The sequence below is a fragment of the Methylomonas lenta genome, assembly GCF_001644015.1.
In the GTDB taxonomy this organism is placed as follows: Bacteria; Pseudomonadota; Gammaproteobacteria; order Methylococcales; family Methylomonadaceae; genus Methylomonas; species Methylomonas lenta.
Genome location: NZ_LUUI01000104.1, coordinates 13018 through 28659, shown reverse-complemented (window position 1 = coordinate 28659; position 15642 = coordinate 13018). Strand labels below are relative to the sequence as shown.

Sequence of the window (15642 nt, the reverse complement as noted above, 5' to 3'; positions counted from 1 at the left end):
GGCTCAAGGCTCAAGGCTCGCCCGGGACTGATCTTTTTGCCTTTCGTCTTTTGCCTTTTATCTATCTATCTATCAAACCAGCTTTGCAGGATCAACTGGGCTGCAAGTTGATCCTGGACGGCCCATAGTTTACCAGCACTGACTTTCAGATCATCATATAACAATTGTTTTGCGGCAAAGGTAGTTAGGGCTTCATCAATTTGATGCACCGGCAGGTTATAGCGGCCGTTGAGTTGGCGACAAAACTTTTGCATGCGCGGGGTAATGATGTTGTCCGAGCCGTCCTGTTGTCGGGAAATGCCCACTACCAAACCTATTGGACGCCATTCTGTAATGAGTTTGCCTATGATAATCCAGTCAGGCACCTGGTTAAGGGATCGTATGGTTTGCAAAGGGCTGGCAATACCCGTGTCGGCGTAGCCTACGGCAACGCCGATTTTTTTGTTGCCAAAATCAAAACCTAAGTAAGCGTCGCTGCTAAGTTTGGCCGCCAGCGGATCAGGTTTAGCCATGACCGGCAGAAGTCGTCAAGCGGTTGATGTCGATGCCCAGTTGGCCGGCTGCAGCATTCCAGCGTTGATTGATTGGGGTTTCATACAAAATAGCTTCACCGCACGGTGTATTCAGCCAGGCGTTTTCGACTATTTCCTTTTCGAGTTGGCCGCTGCCCCAGCCGGCATAACCTAGTGCAATCAGGTAATGGGCGGGTCCCTGGCCTTTGGCAATGGCTTCAAGTATATCGCGTGAGCTGGTCAGGTTGATGTTTTCCGCTGTGGGGATGCTGGAGTCCCACAGTTGTTCGCAGGGGCTGTGAATTACAAAGCCACGTTCCTGCTGTACAGGGCCACCGGCAAAAACGGTGGTATCCAAAACATTGTCTAATTCGGTTTGAATGCCCATTTGTTCAAAAATATCTTTCAATTTCATGCCAGAGGGTCGGTTGATGACGATACCTAAAGCACCTTCTTGATTGTGCTGGCACAAGTAAGTCACCGTATGGAAAAAATGCGGATCGAACAGGCCGGGCATGGCGATCAAAAATTGGTTATTGAGATAAGTGCTGTTGGTCATAACTATGCTGAGTTGGCTAGCGGGCGGTCATGCCGGTTTCGTCTGAAAACTTCCAGACTCGGGTAACGACTAAAACGTTCACTTCTTTGAGTAATTCTACCGGTAATTCTGCAAACGGTGCGCTCATTTTAACGATATGTTTAGCAGCTTCGTCCAATGCCGGATTGCCAGACGACCTGACAATACGCATGCTGTAAATGCTGCCATCGGCGTTGATGCCAACATCCATGGTCAAGGTTTGCGAGGCGCCACTTTTGCTGGCGGCGGTAGGGTAATTTAGATTGCCGGTGCGTTCGACTTTATCTTCCCAGTCTTTAACATATTGTGCTGCCAAGTATTTATGAGTGCTGACGGATTTGACGAATTTGATTTTGCTTTGTTCAGTGCTGGGGCGAGTATTACGTATTTTTTCGCCTAACTGGGCGATTTGTTGTTGCAAGTCTTCGGCAGTCAGCTTGGGTCTTTCGGCTGTATTTTCCTCTTCAATGTTTTCATCAACAGGTTTTATGGGCGTGGCAATTTTTACCGGCGCATTAGTTTGCGTCAGGATTTTTTGTGGAGTTTGTTTTTTCTGTTGCGGTGCGGGAATTTTTTGTGGCTCAACTTTGGCTATCGGCGTGGGAGGCGTTTGCGGTGTTGGCAGGCTTTGTTTCAACGGTTCGGGCTTTTGATTGTCTTCACCTGCACCGAGTTGGTGGTCAGGCGCTAAATATTTGGCTTGTTTCGGGGCTTTTTTTAGCGGTGCATGCGATAAGGTTATTTCTATTGATTTATTGATTTTAGGTGGCTGCGGCGCTTTGAAATTTATGCCTAGTAAAATCGCGACATGCACCACCGCAGCCAGAAACACCGCTAATAGCAGTGAGTCGTCGTTGGAGAGGGGTGAGGCCGTCAGTGGAGTGTCTTGCATATTATTTTTTGGCTTTTGATTTCAGCTGGCCCTGGATATGGTCCATCAATTGACCGCTGATGTTGATGCCAAATTGTTTGTCCAGTTCTTGCACGCAGGTTGGGCTGGTAACGTTGACTTCTGTCAGATAATCGCCAATCACATCCAAGCCGACGAATACCAAGCCTTTTTCGCGCAGGGTAGGGCCAACTTGTTCGGCGATCCAGCGATCACGCTCACTTAATTCTCGGCCTTCGCCACGACCGCCGGCTGCCAAATTGCCGCGAGTTTCGCCGCTGGCAGGAATTCTGGCCAGGCAGTAGGGAACAGGTTCGCCATTAACCATCAGAATACGCTTGTCGCCATCTACGACAGCGGGTAGATATTTTTGCGCCATGATGTAACGCGAGGCGTGCTCGGTCATGGTTTCCAGAATTACGCTGATGTTGGGGTCGTTTTCTCGCACATGGAAGATCGAGGCGCCGCCCATGCCGTCCAGTGGCTTAAGTATGATTTCATGATGTTGTTTTAAAAAGTGGCGAATTTTCAGGGGATCGCGGGCAACCAGGGTATCTGTACAACATTGTGGAAACCAAGCTGTGTACATTTTTTCATTGGCGTCGCGGAGGGATTGCGGTTTGTTGATGACATAAACCCCTTGGCGCTCAGCTTGCTCCAGCATATAGGTGGCGTAAATATATTCTTGGTTGAAGGGCGGGTCCTTACGCATGATAACGACATCCAATTCAGCCAAAGCGATTTGTTGTTCGCCGATAAAGCGGTGCCATTGTTGTGGATTGCGTTCAACTTCCAGTGTTCGGGTGCGGGCATAGGTTTGGCCGTTGCTAGAAAACAGGTCGCCCAATTCAATATAATGTAGCTCCCAGTTGCGTGCCTGCGCTTCCAGCAGCATGGCGAAACTGGTATCTTTTTTGATGTTGATCTGGTCGATGGGGTCCATGACCATGCCGAATTTAAGAGTCATTAAAGTCCTGTTTTTAAGTGAATTTGAGTCGTGATTGCAAAATTCTACCAAATTTATTTTTCACGTGGTGGTTTACCGATAAAAGAATTTTTGGTATAAAGCTCGGCTATTTTGAATAAAAGCTCGCATTGAGGTAGTCATGTCCAGAGTATGCCAAGTAACAGGTAAACGTCCCGTCAGCGGGCACAACGTTTCACACGCAATGAACAGAACCAAAAGACGTTTCACTCCAAATCTGCATCATCACAGATTTTGGGTGGAAAGCGAAAACCGTTGGGTTCGCCTTAGGGTGTCTTCCAAAGGTATGCGCATTATCGACAAAAACGGTATTGATGCTGTTTTGTCTGACATGCGTAGCCGCGGCGAAAAATTTTAAGGAGATTGAAAAATGCGTGACAAAATTAAATTAGTGTCTAGTGAAGGCACAGGTCATTTTTACACCACCACCAAAAATAAAAAAACCATGCCTGAAAAAATGGAGATCAAAAAGTTTGATCCTGTTGTACGCAGACATGTGATGTACAAAGAAGCCAAAATCAAATAAGTCGTTTTTAAGGCTTTCAAAACGGTAGCTGGTTAAGCATTCTGCTTTAAACCAGCTGCCGTTTCAGTTACTTTTCAATTTATCCAGCTCTAGCTTTGCTGATTCGAGTTGCCTGGCTAATGACGAACATTTAAGCTCCAAAGTCATATTTTCAGATTCCAGTTTTTTGCATTTTGCTTTCAGTTGCTGCAAAACCTGACTGAATTCAGTTGCTTGATCTTCTGTTTGTGGCATGGTCTCAAGCTGAAGGCTGGTATTTTCCTTGCTCGGTTCGGAAAAGTTGCCTGTTTCAGTGCCATCATCAATATTAAATGATGCGGGTTCGGCTTTGAGTTGATCCGGCGTCATACGGTCTATACCGCCCTTCAAAATCAAAGCGTTAAATTTGTGTTGTAGCAATATAAAGGCTGCCGATTCGCTGATTCTGCCGTCCTTACAAACCAAAATAATCGGATGACTTTTATTTAAGGTTTTTAGGTACATGCGCATAGAAAAAAACGGTACGTTAATGCTGCGGGCAAGATGGCTTTTTTTAAATTCATCCGGGCTGCGTACATCGACTAGTTCTGCATCTGCGCTGAGAAGATCGTGTAGTTCGTCAAAGTTGATGTATTTCAAGGTTGGTTGTTTGATCAATTCTATGAATTGCTCTTTACCTAATCTGAGCAAGCACATATCTGTAACAGCGGTTATTGAAACAGTTCTGGGTATACCGGAAATGAGGGCGTCTTCACCAAAAGTATCAAGATCGCTTATTTGCGCCAGTTTGATTTCTTTAGCGGTCGGGGACGGTCTGCGGCTGATGATTGCGCGGCCTTTTTTAACAATGTAGTAATAGTCGCCAGGTTCGTCCTGACGAATAATAATGTCGCCGGCATTAAAGCGAATTTGCTGCAAGCTGATCAGAATTTTTTGCAAATTGGCTGGCGGAAGTGCCCTGAATATGGGGGACTTCAATAATGTAGTCATCCAGTCGTCACTATCTGCTACTTCTTCGAACATCATCGTGCTTTCATTCTCTTCGTAGGATGTTTCCTGAACCATCTTCATCATAGCAGTATTTAGACGCAAAAACTGAATTCTACTGTCGCATACTGCGTCGACTTTTCGAGGTATTTGGTGGGCAATGGCAAAGCGAGCGGAATCACTGCCGGCCTTAATGTTTTGTATTTTAAACGATTCAGTTTGCAGGTTAATTGAACCATTTAGCAGATAATACAAATCGCTATTTTTGTCGCCACGCTTGAAAAGATATTGCCCCTGTTCAGCGCTTTCGATATCTATTTGCGCACACAAACGGGCGAATAGATTGGATGGCAAGGTTGATAAAGGAATCAATTGCCGGATGGTGCGAGCTAGTTCGGAATGGGTGTCGACGGGCATGACATTATGCAGAATCTAAGTACGTGGGATGGCTGGCAGAAACAGCGAATATCATAATCGATTATGGTTTAATATTTTGTTGGAAACATTTTTTTGACCGGATTGTCCATGCTGATGACTCAACTGTTGGAAAAAACATTATGATCAACAAAACCCAAATCCTGCTGATTTTCTTATTAGGCATAACCCAGTTACAAGCCCAAGCTGCATTACCGATGCAGGTTGACGGTGAAAGCTTGCCATCACTGGCGCCCATGCTGGAACACAGTATGCCCGCAGTGGTAAATATTTCGACCTCCACCAATATTCGTATGCAGGAAAATCCGCTGATGAACGACCCGGTGTTTCGGCATTTTTTTAATATGCCCAACAAACAGCGTCAGCAACAACGAAACAGTCTGGGTTCGGGGGTGATCATTGATAAAGATGAAGGCTATATCCTGACCAATAATCATGTTATCGACAAAGCTGACAAAATTACCGTCACTCTCAGTGATGGTCGGCAATTAAATGCCAAATTACTGGGTACTGATCCTGAAGCCGATGTGGCGGTGATTCAAATACCGGCTGATAATTTAATGGCGCTGAAAATTGCCGATTCTAATCAATTAAAAGTCGGTGATTTTGTGGTGGCGATTGGTAATCCGTTCGGATTGGGACAAACCGTGACATCGGGTATTGTCAGTGCCTTGGGCCGTTCTGGTCTCGGTATTGAAGGTTACGAGGACTTTATTCAAACCGATGCGTCTATCAATCCTGGTAATTCCGGTGGCGCCTTGGTGAATTTGCGCGGCGAATTTGTTGGTATGAATACTGCAATTTTGGCACCTAGCGGTGGTAATGTCGGTATCGGCTTTGCAATACCATCTAATATGGCTATCAAATTGATGCAGTCCTTGGTAGAGCATGGTGAAGTAAGGCGTGGTTTATTGGGCGTAATTACGCAGGATTTAACCCCTGAACTAGTGAAAGCGTTTGATTTAAAAAGCCAACAAGGGGCTGCGGTTAGTCAGGTTGAAGCAGGTTCGCCTGCCGAAAAAGCCGGTATAGAGCCTGGGGACATCATAGTCGCAGTCAATGGTCTATCCATTAAAAACGGCAGTAGCCAAATTCGAACAGCCATCAGCTTATTGCAGGTTGGTGATACGGCTAATCTGGAAATTATGCGTGGCGAAGAACGTTTAAGCTTGCAAGCTACCATAGGCAAACCAAAACGTCCGGAAATTGCCGGTGATAAATTACACCCAACCTTGAAGCACACTACCTTGAGTGCAACGCCTCAAAATCAGATAGAAGGCGTATTGCTGGAAAAAATCGAAACTCATTCTTATGCTTGGAAAACCGGATTACGGCCAGGGGATATCATCATCAGTGCCAACCGCTATAGAGTCAGAAATTTGGACGAATTGAAACAGGTGATCAATCCACGTACAGCCTTGTTGATCAATGTGCAGCGAGGTGGCGAAGGATTTTTTGTGGTGCTGCAATAGTCTTGATTTTCGTCACGGAGTTCACGAAGACTAAAGTTTTTACCTTGTAAATTCTTCGTGAACTCCAGTTTTTTCCTGTATTAACTGTTTAGGCCAGCATGGATTTCAGTTGCGCCAAGCTGGCCTTTCCCCGTTGTTTGATTTCTTCCGGCGCTAGCTGTTTTTTATTGGCCCATTCCAAATCCTCTTCCGGTAATTCGCTTAGAAAGCGGCTAGGTTCGGATTCATTAATCTCGCCATAGCGTTTGCGATGGGTGCAATAGCTAAACGTCAGGGTTTTTTGTGCCCGGGTAATGCCGACATAGGCCAGTCGGCGTTCTTCCTCGATATTGTCGGTTTCGATGCTGTTTTGATGCGGGAGTAGGTTTTCTTCCATGCCGATTAAAAATACGTGAGGAAACTCTAGTCCTTTGGCGGCATGTAGTGTCATCAAGCTGACCTGATCGTTAACTTCCTGTTCCTGGTTGCGTTCGAGAATATCCAGTAGCATGACTTTAGCGATTATATCTGCCAAGGATTTTTCTTCTCCTTGCTCATTACTGGCGAGGCGCTGCAACCATTCTACGAGTTCGTAAACGTTACTCATACGGCGTTCGGCAGCGGCCGGAGTTTTGCTGTTTTCTTGCAACCATTGCTGGTAATTGATCTGCTCAAGCATCAGATAAATCGATTTAAATGCATCTTCTTGCTCGATTTTTTGCGCAGTATTGTTAATCCAGTCGCAAAACTGACGTAAGCGCTGCACCGACTTATCCGACAATCGCTGTTGTAAGCCTAGTTCGGAACAAGCATCAAACAGGCTAATGTGGCGCTCGTTGGCATAGTCCCCCAGTTTTTCCAGGGTGGAAGGACCAATTTCACGGCGTGGGGTGTTGATAATACGCAGAAACGCGGCATCGTCAGTCGGATTGACCATTAAACGCAAATACGCCAGCACATCCTTGATTTCAGCGTAAGAAAAAAACGAAGCGCTGCCGCTGATGAAATACGGCACGTTGTTCTCACGCAATTCGCGTTCGAATAAGCGCGACTGGTGATTGCCGCGATACAAAATTGCATAATCCCCATAGCTGCCACCTTGCTTGAAGCGGTGGTGCACAATTTCTGCGGCAATCTGTTTGGCTTCGGCCTGGTCGGTTTTGTGGCTCAGCACCCGTAAAGGGTCGCCGTAACCAAGGTCGCTCCAGAGTCTTTTTTCAAACGTGTGTGGGTTGTTGGCAATAAGCTGATTGGCTACCTTTAAAATACGACCGGCAGAACGATAGTTCTGTTCGAGTTTGATGACCTGTAGCCGACTGTAATCTTTTTGCAGCTGACTGAGGTTTTCCGGCTGTGCGCCGCGCCAGGCGTAAATTGACTGGTCGTCGTCACCTACCACGGTGAACCGTCCCAGGTTGCCTGCCAGCAGGCGTACTAGCTGATATTGCGTGATGTTGGTGTCTTGATATTCGTCAACCAGCAGATAGCGGATTTTGTTTTGCCATTTTTCCAACACGGCAGGATGCTGTTGAAATAGTAAAACCGGGAGCAGAATCAGATCATCGAAATCGGCGGCATTGTAGGCTTTTAGGCTACGGTTATAAGCATCGTACAAAATGGCCGCCGCTAAATTATCAGCTTCGGCTTGTTTAGTTGCCTGTTCCGGCGTAACAAAGGCATTTTTCCATTGGCCGATTTGTCGGTTGTAGTTATCGACCAGATCAATGTCGCAGTCCTTGATGCCATGGCTGATCAAGTTGCGTAACAAGGTCAGTCTGTCTTGTTCGTCAAATAGAGTGATTGCCGATTTATAGCCCAGCGTTTTATGTTCAGTACGTATTATGTCCAATCCCAGCGAGTGAAAAGTCGATACTCTGAGGCCGCGACTTTGCTTGTCATCCAGCAAGCGACTCACCCGGCTTTTCATTTCCCGCGCGGCTTTGTTGGTAAACGTTACCGCTGCAATATGCCGGGCTGGCAAGCCTTGTTGCACAAGATAAGCGATTTTTTCAGTAATCACCCGGGTTTTGCCGCTACCAGCGCCGGCAAGCACCAGTAAAGGATGATCTATGATTTTTACAGCAGCTTGTTGTTGTGGGTTAAGTTTGGGAGGCATTCAAAATTGTTCAGACGGAATAAGTGCTGCCTGCATAGCCTTACGGATGAAGAGTGTGCTTTGAGCAGCCAAGCAACATGTTGTTGATCTATTATACGCGACCCAAGATAAGTGAGTGTGCCGAAACGCTAGCCGAACAATGGCGGTTTGTGAGTTAATCTGAAACTAATGCTAGCTAACGTGTAATTGCCAAAAACCGCTAGCACGCTAAAAGCCTGCTAGCGGTTTATAGATTGAGTGTTAACGCTGTTAGAGGCTTTGAATCAGGTAATGACTGTGGGTTCAGTTCTGCCTGTGCGTTTTTTTACTTCGCACAGTAGTTCGGCAATATCGACCAATTCAGTCAATGCGATTTGCGCGTCTTGCTTGAGTTTGCTGGTATCGCGTTCGTAGCGTTCGACATAAATACGTAAGGTGGCGCCTACGGTACCGGTGCCGGATAATCGAAACACGATACGTGAGCCGTTAGTAAAGCCAATGCGAATGCCTTGGTTGTTGCTGACACTGTTATCGACAGGATCGGTGTAACTGAACTCATCAGCATATTTGACGGTGTAATCGCCCCAGCTGTTACCTGGCAAACTGCTAAGTTGGTTGCGTAAATGCTCGACGATACCATTGGCAATGTCCGAATCTACGGCTTCATAATCATGCCGGCAGTAAATGTCGCGACCGTATGTTTGCCAGTGCTCGTGCACAATATCTTCGACAGACTGGCGTTTTCTGGCGATCAAATTCAACCAAAACAATACCGCCCACAAGCCGTCTTTTTCCCGCACATGGTTGGAGCCGGAACCAAAACTTTCTTCGCCGCATAGAGTGATTTTGCCGGCATCCAGTAAATTCCCGAAAAATTTCCATCCGGTAGGGGTTTCGTAACAAGGCAGGCCGAGTTTGTCGGCTACGCGATCCACCGCTTGGCTGGTAGGCATTGAGCGGGCCACACCACTGATGCCTTTGGCATAAGCCGGGATGGTGCGAGCATTGGCAGCCATGATGGCCAGGCTGTCGCTAGGCGTGACAAAAATATGAGCACCCATAACCATATTGCGATCGCCATCTCCATCGGATGCCGCTCCAAAGGTAGGCGGATTGTTACCCAGCATAATTTCAGTTAATTCGTGCGCATGCGCCATGTTGGGGTCAGGGTGGCCGCCGCCGAAATCTTCCAGTGGGATGGCGTTGAATACCGAACCTGGTGTCGCGCCAAGTACGTCCTCAAGAATATGGGTAGCATAAGGGCCTGTGATGGCATGCATGGCGTCAAATTTTAGTGTGATCAGTCCGGCGGCAATGCTTTGCTTAATCAAGTCGAAATCGAAAATTTTTGCCATTAACTCGGCATAATCGGCTACAGGATCAATCACGCGTATGTTTACGCCGCCAATTTGCATTTCGCCGACGTTATCCAGGTCAATGTCGTCGATTTCAGCGATAGGATAGCTGTTGATGGTTTTGGTGTTTTGATAAAGTGCATCAGTGAATTTTTCCGGAGCAGGGCCGCCATTACTGACGTTATATTTAATGCCGAAATCTTCGTCCGGGCCGCCCGGGTTATGGCTGGCAGAAAGCACTATGCCGCCGAAAGCGTGGTATTTACGGATAATATTAGAGGCTGCAGGTGTGGATAATAAGCCGCCTTGACCAATGATCAACTCGCCAAATCCATTGGCAGCCGCCATCTTGATAATGGTTTGAATTGCCTGACGATTAAAATATCGTCCATCACCGCCTAAAACTAGAATTTTTCCCTGAAAATCGTCTAAACTATTGAAAATAGACTGAACGAAATTTTCCAGGTAGTGGGTTTGTTGAAAAACTTTAACTTTTTTGCGTAAACCCGAGGTGCCCGGTTTTTGATCATCATAGGGTGTAGTGTTGTGGGTTTTTATTTTTATTTGCATGATCTACCCTTAATGCGGCAATTGAAAGCCTTTAACTTACACCAAAATCTTAATCTTTAATAGACTTACAGGCAGACTGATTGGTATGAGACAGAAATTATTGTTACGCAATTTTTTGTTATGTTTTTATCTTGTTCCGGGCTTGAGTGCGGCTGATCCTGATGTTAGGGTGGTCATCGATACCCAAACCAGAAATCTGGAGATTAAGAAAGGCGAAGAAACTCTGGAAGTATTGGAGCATGTGGTGATTGGTCGAAAAGGAGCTGGGGCTAAAGAGCATCGGGGTGATGATATAACCCCGTTAGGTGATTACCGGATCGGCTGGATCAATGAAAAAAGTGCTTTTCGTAAGTTCTTTGGCCTGACCTATCCTAATATCGAGCATGCTGAAAAGGCTTTAAAACGGGGTCAAATTGGTTCCTATACTTACGACAGCATTGCCAGAGCGCAGTTAACCGGGCAAATTCCGCCGCAGAATACTGATTTGGGCGGTCAAATTGGCATACATGGATTGGGTAGCGGTAGCTTAAGTGTACATGAGGTATTCGATTGGACGCATGGCTGTATTGCTTTAACAAACGAACAAATCGATCGTTTAAGTCTTTGGGTAGAGAAGGGAACCTTAGTCACTGTAAAATAATGTTGGTAAAATCCAAATAAATGTTGGAAAATTGTAATCGTATGTATTTTTTTAAACCACAATCAAGGGGAAAACCATGATGAAAGCTGTAAAATTATCTGCACTTGTTGCTGTTGCTGCTCTGGCCACTGGCTGCGCTAGCCAATCAGACTTCGACAAACTTAAAGCTGATGTTGATTCACTGAAACCACAAGTTTCTGCTGCTGCTGCTGACGCTGCTTCTGCTAAAGCTGCTGCTGCTGAAGCTTCTGCTAAAGCATCTGCTGCTGAATCAGCTGCTAACCGTGCTGCTCAATATGCTCAAGATACAAACAGCAAATTGGATCGCATGTTCAAAAGATCACAACACAAATAAGCTTATTTGCTGTTGTTGATTTAAAAGCCCGTGTGCCGAAAGGTACACGGGCTTTTTAATGTCTGTCAGTTTTGTGTTGTCTGAGCAGTGCTAGTGCTAGAGGCAGGGCGTTCATATACGGCAACAGGAATTCCAGTGGGTTTTTCTAGCGCCAACTTGAGAACTGAGCCTTTTATGACCGGCATTTGACCGCCGTTTGCTTGTTCAATCAAATTCAATGCGATATGTAGACGTTGTTCATAAGTAGCCGGTGATTCCTCCATTTCAGGATACACTTCCATGTAAAGAGTATCGTGGTACCAACCTAATTTGATTGACTGATTGACCAGATTAACCGTAGTACCAGTGGGAACCGTCGGGAAGAACTGCTCGATATCAGCAGGATACATCCGCATGCAGCCATGACTAACACGCATGCCAATCCCGAGAGTTTTTTGGGTGCTGTGAATTAAATAGCCAGGTATGCTTAAGCGAAAGGCAAATAAACCTAAAGGGTTGTCAGGGCCTGGCGGATAGTAGGGGTCGAGCACATCGCCTTCGGCTAAATGTTCGGCAATAATCGATTTTGGCGGTGTCCAGGAAGGATTTTCCATTTTGCCGGCAATTTTAGTTACGCCCAGCGGTGTTTTCCAGTCGACACGGCCAATACCGACAGCATAAGTGACAACTTGACTGGCATTTGGATAATAATAAATTCGCATTTCCGGCAAATTGACCACAATCCCTTTGCGTGGCGCATTAGGCAGGACAAAGCTGGTAGGAATACGCACAGGTGTGCCGGCACCTGGTAGCCAGCGATCTACCGTAGGATTTGCCAGCACAATTTCATCTTGCCCCAAATGGTGTGCCACAGCAATATCAATTAGCGTGTCTTCGTAGCGGGCATTCACATATTTGGCTTGATGTGGTGGGCTACCGACCACACCATCAGTCGGCCGGTCGGGCATAGGTAATGTTAATGCCGAAACATTGGAGATACTGGCAAGCACCAGCAGACTGGTTAGCAATAAATGTTTCATTGGGCAGGGTCCTCGGCAGTAAATAATTCGATTAGACGCGGAAAAAATTGGGCGAGTTCCGCGCTCATAATGGAAAAGTCGGCATCAAATTGCTCCACCTCGTCGATGGCGTCGATATCGGCGGCTTGATCTTGAATTAAATCCAGAAATTTCAAACGTTTGACGAACAGGCTTTCATCCAATACAAACGATAATCTGTCTGCCCAGCTCAATGCCAGTTTAATAACCTGTTTGCCAGTATCGAGGTGATTCTTTATTTCAGGCAAAGCCAAGTCGTGGCGTTTGCAGCGGATAATAGAGCCCTCTTCTTCAGGTGAGCGCAATTCACATTCGTCTTCAATCAGAATATCTTTGGGTGCATCATGATGCAATAACCAATGCGTCATAGTGTTAGCGGGTTTTATTGATGCGCCAATGGGGACGACAGGTAATGAGCCTAAGGCTTTACGCAAATTGCTGAGTAAATCTTCTGCTTTTTTTGCTGAGGCGGCATCAACGACTATCCAGCCGCCTTGGCTATCTATATAGGCATAGGTTTTGCGTGAAAATGAAAAAGCCCTGGGCAGTAATTCAAAAATGAGTTCATCTTTAATGCTGTTGCGCTCTTTGCTGGGCAATTTTCGAGCTTCACGCTCTTCGATTTCACTGATGCGTTCCTGCAGCATTTCGTTGATCACCGAGGCAGGAATTACTTTTTCTTCCTTTTTGGCGCAGATCATAAAAAAGCCATTATTGGCATGCACTAAGGTATCGGATGATTTTCCGAGTGGTGATGCCCAGCCGAAACTGAATTCATCCTGAGCGCCGCAGGGCCGAAATGGCTGTTGTTGCAGTTTTTGCTCCAAACTTTCGGAGGTTAATGTAAAAGGCTCGGTAAACCGATAAATGGCGAGATTTTTAAACCACATGCGTCAACTCAATCAAAACAGAGAATTATCGCAAATTTATCGATGGCATAGAACATTACAGCCAAAACCAGCGCATATTAGTTTTCACATGCGCTACATTCATATTTTTTATTTTTGGCTTATGCACATTTTACTAACTGAATTTAAAAATGAAATTTAGCTTGACATGTTAACTGCTTGATATGAGTGTAATATTTTTAAGTGCATGATTTGTATGGCTTAAAATTCATGATTAATGATTGTACATTTTAAGGTAAGCTCAGTAAAACCGGGAGGTTAGCTCAACTTTTGACATTTTATGCACAGAGTTATCCACAGATTTTGTGTATAACTGAATTTCTTAATTAAAATAGGTGCTTATCGTTCTATACGGAGATTGTGTTTAATTTCTGCCGCTAAGCTAACCCACATGCTATCGTGCTAGGTTTGTTAGAATGCTGCCAGGTTTGAAAATAACCAACTATTTCTATATCCACCACAAATTGGAGTGATCATGTCCACCATGGAAAATATCCTGCTCGGTATTCTGGTTGTTCTGCTACTGTTTTGGATGAGGCCTGGCATAAAAGCCACCATGGCTAGGAGTAAACAATCGCCAGCGGATTGGCAAAGCGTTGTGTTACCTATTGGACTGGTTATTTTGTTTGTACTTTTTTTAATTGCAATGGTTTGACATGAGAGAAGAAGACTACTTTGAAGAAGATGTGGACGACGAGGCAGAGCATTACGCTATCCGTCCGAATAAAACGCAGATAAAAAAGCAAATTGGAGTCGTTTTAGCCATGGCGGAAGAGATTTGCGAATTGGCACCGCCGCTAATAGCTGAATTGAATCTGCCGGACAACATTGAAGCAGCCTTACTGGATGCCGGAAAAATGGGCAACAATTCTGCCCGTAAGCGGCTGCTGAAATACATTACCTCGCAACTTAGAAACCTGGATACCGAGGCGGTGCAGGAAAAGTTGGCCCGCATGAAAAACAAAAGTGTGCATGCGGTTAGAGAGCACCATCAAGCCGAGCGTTGGCGCGATCAATTGTTGGCTGATACCAGTAATCAACAATTAACAGCATTCTTAAACGAATATCCCGATGCTGAAAGCCAGCATATACGACAATTACAGCGCAATGCGCAAAAAGAGCTCAAAGAAGAAAAGCCACCAAAATCTGCGCGATTGCTTTACAAATACTTGAAAGATTTGATTGCCGATCCATCTTATCAAACGGATTATGAAGTGATTGAGCCGGAAGCCGATGATGAGGACGAAGTATAGTAGCGGGTTACATTAGTTAGCCAAATTATGCATTTGCCGTAAAATCCAGCGTTGACGCTGTAATAAGTATGCGCTGGGGTGTGCCGCTTTAAGGCGGATCGGATTAGGCAGTGTGGCGGCTAGTAATGCTGCCTGGCTAGCTGAAAGTCGTTTGGCGGATATGCCGAAATAATGTTGGCTGGCGGCTTCGATGCCAAATAAATGATCACCGAATTCTGCAATATTCAAATACATTTCCAAAATTCTTGCCTTAGTCCACAGGCTTTCTATCAAAAATGTAAACCAGATTTCTAAAGCCTTACGGCCAAAATTTCGTGCAGGACTCAAAAACAAATTTTTGGCCACCTGCTGGCTGATAGTGCTGGCCCCGCGAAGCTTACCGCCGTGTTGGTATTGCTGGTAAGCTTTGTATATGGCGTCTATGTCAAAGCCGTGATGTTGATAAAAACGCTGGTCTTCAGAAGCAATCACCGCCGAATAAGCGTATTTTGAAATGCCTCGGCTATCAACCCAGTCTTGCTTGATAGGTTGAAAGGCTTTACCTTCTACTAAGTCATCGATATGTGTGTGCATCATAAATGCAGAAGTTGGGGCAGGCAGAAAGCGTAATGCGATCACAAGCAAGATTGAAATAATCAACAGCGTCAGGACGGAATAGGTCATAACACGCACTAAACGCTTGGATAATGAGGATATAGCTCGGTGATGCCTGTCAGATTGGCGATAACGCTTTGGGTGTCGATGAGTCTTCAAGTTGCGGATTTTGTTAAAAAATATGACTTAGTATCGCTTATTTAAGGCCGAAAACCGAATGCTAGATTTACCTGAAATAGGATATTGGCATATCCCATATTGAGGTGCGGCAAATAACATAGTGTTTAGAGTAAATAAGCTTTTATTTTTGTAAGTAAATGAAATATAGGTATTTTATATTTTGGCACACTCATTGCTATTAATATGTCAGGTGTCAGGGATTTTTAAGTTCTCTCCCCCGTGAACATGGATAATATAGATGCCAAGGAATAACCCGGATAATTGCAGAAGGAATCTGCTTTTATTCGGGCAAGGATGATTTAAACTCTCTATCG

The 15642-nt window shown here is 45.4% G+C and carries 17 protein-coding genes; 7 read left to right on the top strand and 10 right to left on the bottom strand.

The window, feature by feature from the left end; genetic code table 11:
• Positions 1 to 65: 65 nt before the first annotated feature.
• The 4 genes from ruvX to gshB are packed head-to-tail and all read right to left on the bottom strand — an operon-like array spanning position 66 to position 2945.
• Positions 66 to 512 (bottom strand): Holliday junction resolvase RuvX, encoded by a 447-nt coding sequence (gene ruvX, locus A1359_RS11385; RefSeq protein ID WP_066982606.1) that lies wholly within the window; start codon positions 510 to 512, stop codon positions 66 to 68.
• Positions 505 to 1071, bottom strand: coding sequence for a YqgE/AlgH family protein (locus A1359_RS11380; protein WP_066982601.1), 567 nt, complete (start codon positions 1069 to 1071; stop codon positions 505 to 507). The genes ruvX and A1359_RS11380 overlap by 8 nt, the downstream gene beginning before the upstream one ends.
• A gap of 16 nt (positions 1072 to 1087) precedes the next feature.
• A complete protein-coding gene (locus A1359_RS11375; protein ID WP_066982598.1) occupies positions 1088 to 1981 on the bottom strand; it encodes an energy transducer TonB in 894 nt (297 codons plus the stop codon).
• A 1-nt stretch (position 1982) separates the two neighbouring features.
• Positions 1983 to 2945: a glutathione synthase gene (gshB, locus tag A1359_RS11370; protein WP_066982595.1), complete on the bottom strand. Its 963-nt coding sequence runs from the start codon at positions 2943 to 2945 to the stop codon at positions 1983 to 1985.
• 139 nt (positions 2946 to 3084) lie between these two features.
• Here gshB and rpmB point away from each other — a divergent pair, with 139 nt between their 5' ends.
• Positions 3085 to 3321 (top strand): 50S ribosomal protein L28, encoded by a 237-nt coding sequence (rpmB, locus tag A1359_RS11365; RefSeq protein WP_066982592.1) that lies wholly within the window; start codon positions 3085 to 3087, stop codon positions 3319 to 3321.
• A gap of 12 nt (positions 3322 to 3333) precedes the next feature.
• Complete coding sequence (gene rpmG, locus A1359_RS11360; RefSeq protein WP_066982589.1) at positions 3334 to 3489, top strand: 50S ribosomal protein L33; 156 nt, start codon at positions 3334 to 3336, stop codon at positions 3487 to 3489.
• A 63-nt stretch (positions 3490 to 3552) separates the two neighbouring features.
• Here rpmG and A1359_RS11355 read toward each other — a convergent pair whose 3' ends face one another.
• Positions 3553 to 4872 (bottom strand): cyclic nucleotide-binding domain-containing protein, encoded by a 1320-nt coding sequence (locus tag A1359_RS11355; protein ID WP_066982586.1) that lies wholly within the window; start codon positions 4870 to 4872, stop codon positions 3553 to 3555.
• 140 nt (positions 4873 to 5012) lie between these two features.
• Here A1359_RS11355 and A1359_RS11350 point away from each other — a divergent pair, with 140 nt between their 5' ends.
• Positions 5013 to 6362 carry a DegQ family serine endoprotease gene (locus tag A1359_RS11350; protein WP_066982617.1) on the top strand — a complete coding sequence of 450 codons (1350 nt, stop codon included), beginning with the start codon at positions 5013 to 5015 and terminating at the stop codon, positions 6360 to 6362.
• A gap of 88 nt (positions 6363 to 6450) precedes the next feature.
• Here the strand turns inward: A1359_RS11350 and rep are convergent, their stop codons facing one another.
• Entirely contained in the window at positions 6451 to 8457 is a 2007-nt protein-coding gene (rep, locus tag A1359_RS11345; RefSeq protein ID WP_066982582.1) for a DNA helicase Rep, read from the bottom strand.
• Positions 8458 to 8720: 263 nt separating this feature from the next.
• Positions 8721 to 10361: an alpha-D-glucose phosphate-specific phosphoglucomutase gene (locus A1359_RS11340; protein ID WP_157200537.1), complete on the bottom strand. Its 1641-nt coding sequence runs from the start codon at positions 10359 to 10361 to the stop codon at positions 8721 to 8723.
• Between the two features lie 85 nt (positions 10362 to 10446).
• On the opposite strand from A1359_RS11340, the gene A1359_RS11335 reads away from it, so the two are divergent.
• Both A1359_RS11335 and A1359_RS11330 read left to right on the top strand, forming a co-directional pair.
• Positions 10447 to 11001 carry a L,D-transpeptidase family protein gene (locus A1359_RS11335; RefSeq protein WP_083960606.1) on the top strand — a complete coding sequence of 185 codons (555 nt, stop codon included), beginning with the start codon at positions 10447 to 10449 and terminating at the stop codon, positions 10999 to 11001.
• Between the two features lie 76 nt (positions 11002 to 11077).
• Positions 11078 to 11356 (top strand): Lpp/OprI family alanine-zipper lipoprotein, encoded by a 279-nt coding sequence (locus A1359_RS11330; protein WP_066982579.1) that lies wholly within the window; start codon positions 11078 to 11080, stop codon positions 11354 to 11356.
• 65 nt (positions 11357 to 11421) lie between these two features.
• Here A1359_RS11330 and A1359_RS11325 read toward each other — a convergent pair whose 3' ends face one another.
• Both A1359_RS11325 and rdgC read right to left on the bottom strand, forming a co-directional pair.
• A complete protein-coding gene (locus A1359_RS11325) occupies positions 11422 to 12375 on the bottom strand; it encodes a L,D-transpeptidase family protein (protein WP_066982576.1) in 954 nt (317 codons plus the stop codon).
• A complete protein-coding gene (rdgC, locus tag A1359_RS11320) occupies positions 12372 to 13283 on the bottom strand; it encodes a recombination-associated protein RdgC (protein WP_066982571.1) in 912 nt (303 codons plus the stop codon). The genes A1359_RS11325 and rdgC overlap by 4 nt, the downstream gene beginning before the upstream one ends.
• A gap of 493 nt (positions 13284 to 13776) precedes the next feature.
• Here rdgC and A1359_RS11315 point away from each other — a divergent pair, with 493 nt between their 5' ends.
• On the top strand, positions 13777 to 13956 hold the full coding sequence (locus A1359_RS11315; protein WP_083960605.1) for a hypothetical protein: 180 nt from the start codon (positions 13777 to 13779) through the stop codon (positions 13954 to 13956).
• A 1-nt stretch (position 13957) separates the two neighbouring features.
• The gene (gene yjgA, locus A1359_RS11310) at positions 13958 to 14554 is read left to right on the top strand and encodes a ribosome biogenesis factor YjgA (RefSeq protein WP_066982563.1); all 597 of its coding nucleotides are present in this window, start codon (positions 13958 to 13960) and stop codon (positions 14552 to 14554) included.
• 12 nt (positions 14555 to 14566) lie between these two features.
• Here yjgA and mtgA read toward each other — a convergent pair whose 3' ends face one another.
• Positions 14567 to 15226, bottom strand: a complete 660-nt coding sequence (gene mtgA / locus A1359_RS11305; RefSeq protein WP_332310083.1) for a monofunctional biosynthetic peptidoglycan transglycosylase — start codon at positions 15224 to 15226, stop codon at positions 14567 to 14569.
• Between the last annotated feature and the right edge of the window lie 416 nt (positions 15227 to 15642).

What these genes read in the sequence shown, in the direction of transcription:
- A1359_RS11375 (WP_066982598.1), bottom strand. Translation starts at nt 1,981, where the DNA reads ATGCAAGACACTCCACTGACGGCCTCACCCCTCTCCAACGACGACTCA.
- A1359_RS11325 (WP_066982576.1), bottom strand. Translation starts at nt 12,375, where the DNA reads ATGAAACATTTATTGCTAACCAGTCTGCTGGTGCTTGCCAGTATCTCC.
- rpmB (WP_066982592.1), top strand. Translation starts at nt 3,085, where the DNA reads ATGTCCAGAGTATGCCAAGTAACAGGTAAACGTCCCGTCAGCGGGCAC.
- ruvX (WP_066982606.1), bottom strand. Translation starts at nt 512, where the DNA reads ATGGCTAAACCTGATCCGCTGGCGGCCAAACTTAGCAGCGACGCTTAC.
- A1359_RS11355 (WP_066982586.1), bottom strand. Translation starts at nt 4,872, where the DNA reads ATGCCCGTCGACACCCATTCCGAACTAGCTCGCACCATCCGGCAATTG.
- rep (WP_066982582.1), bottom strand. Translation starts at nt 8,457, where the DNA reads ATGCCTCCCAAACTTAACCCACAACAACAAGCTGCTGTAAAAATCATA.
- rpmG (WP_066982589.1), top strand. Translation starts at nt 3,334, where the DNA reads ATGCGTGACAAAATTAAATTAGTGTCTAGTGAAGGCACAGGTCATTTT.
- A1359_RS11350 (WP_066982617.1), top strand. Translation starts at nt 5,013, where the DNA reads ATGATCAACAAAACCCAAATCCTGCTGATTTTCTTATTAGGCATAACC.
- A1359_RS11380 (WP_066982601.1), bottom strand. Translation starts at nt 1,071, where the DNA reads ATGACCAACAGCACTTATCTCAATAACCAATTTTTGATCGCCATGCCC.
- A1359_RS11315 (WP_083960605.1), top strand. Translation starts at nt 13,777, where the DNA reads ATGTCCACCATGGAAAATATCCTGCTCGGTATTCTGGTTGTTCTGCTA.
- gshB (WP_066982595.1), bottom strand. Translation starts at nt 2,945, where the DNA reads ATGACTCTTAAATTCGGCATGGTCATGGACCCCATCGACCAGATCAAC.
- A1359_RS11335 (WP_083960606.1), top strand. Translation starts at nt 10,447, where the DNA reads ATGAGACAGAAATTATTGTTACGCAATTTTTTGTTATGTTTTTATCTT.
- yjgA (WP_066982563.1), top strand. Translation starts at nt 13,958, where the DNA reads ATGAGAGAAGAAGACTACTTTGAAGAAGATGTGGACGACGAGGCAGAG.
- A1359_RS11330 (WP_066982579.1), top strand. Translation starts at nt 11,078, where the DNA reads ATGATGAAAGCTGTAAAATTATCTGCACTTGTTGCTGTTGCTGCTCTG.
- rdgC (WP_066982571.1), bottom strand. Translation starts at nt 13,283, where the DNA reads ATGTGGTTTAAAAATCTCGCCATTTATCGGTTTACCGAGCCTTTTACA.
- A1359_RS11340 (WP_157200537.1), bottom strand. Translation starts at nt 10,361, where the DNA reads ATGCAAATAAAAATAAAAACCCACAACACTACACCCTATGATGATCAA.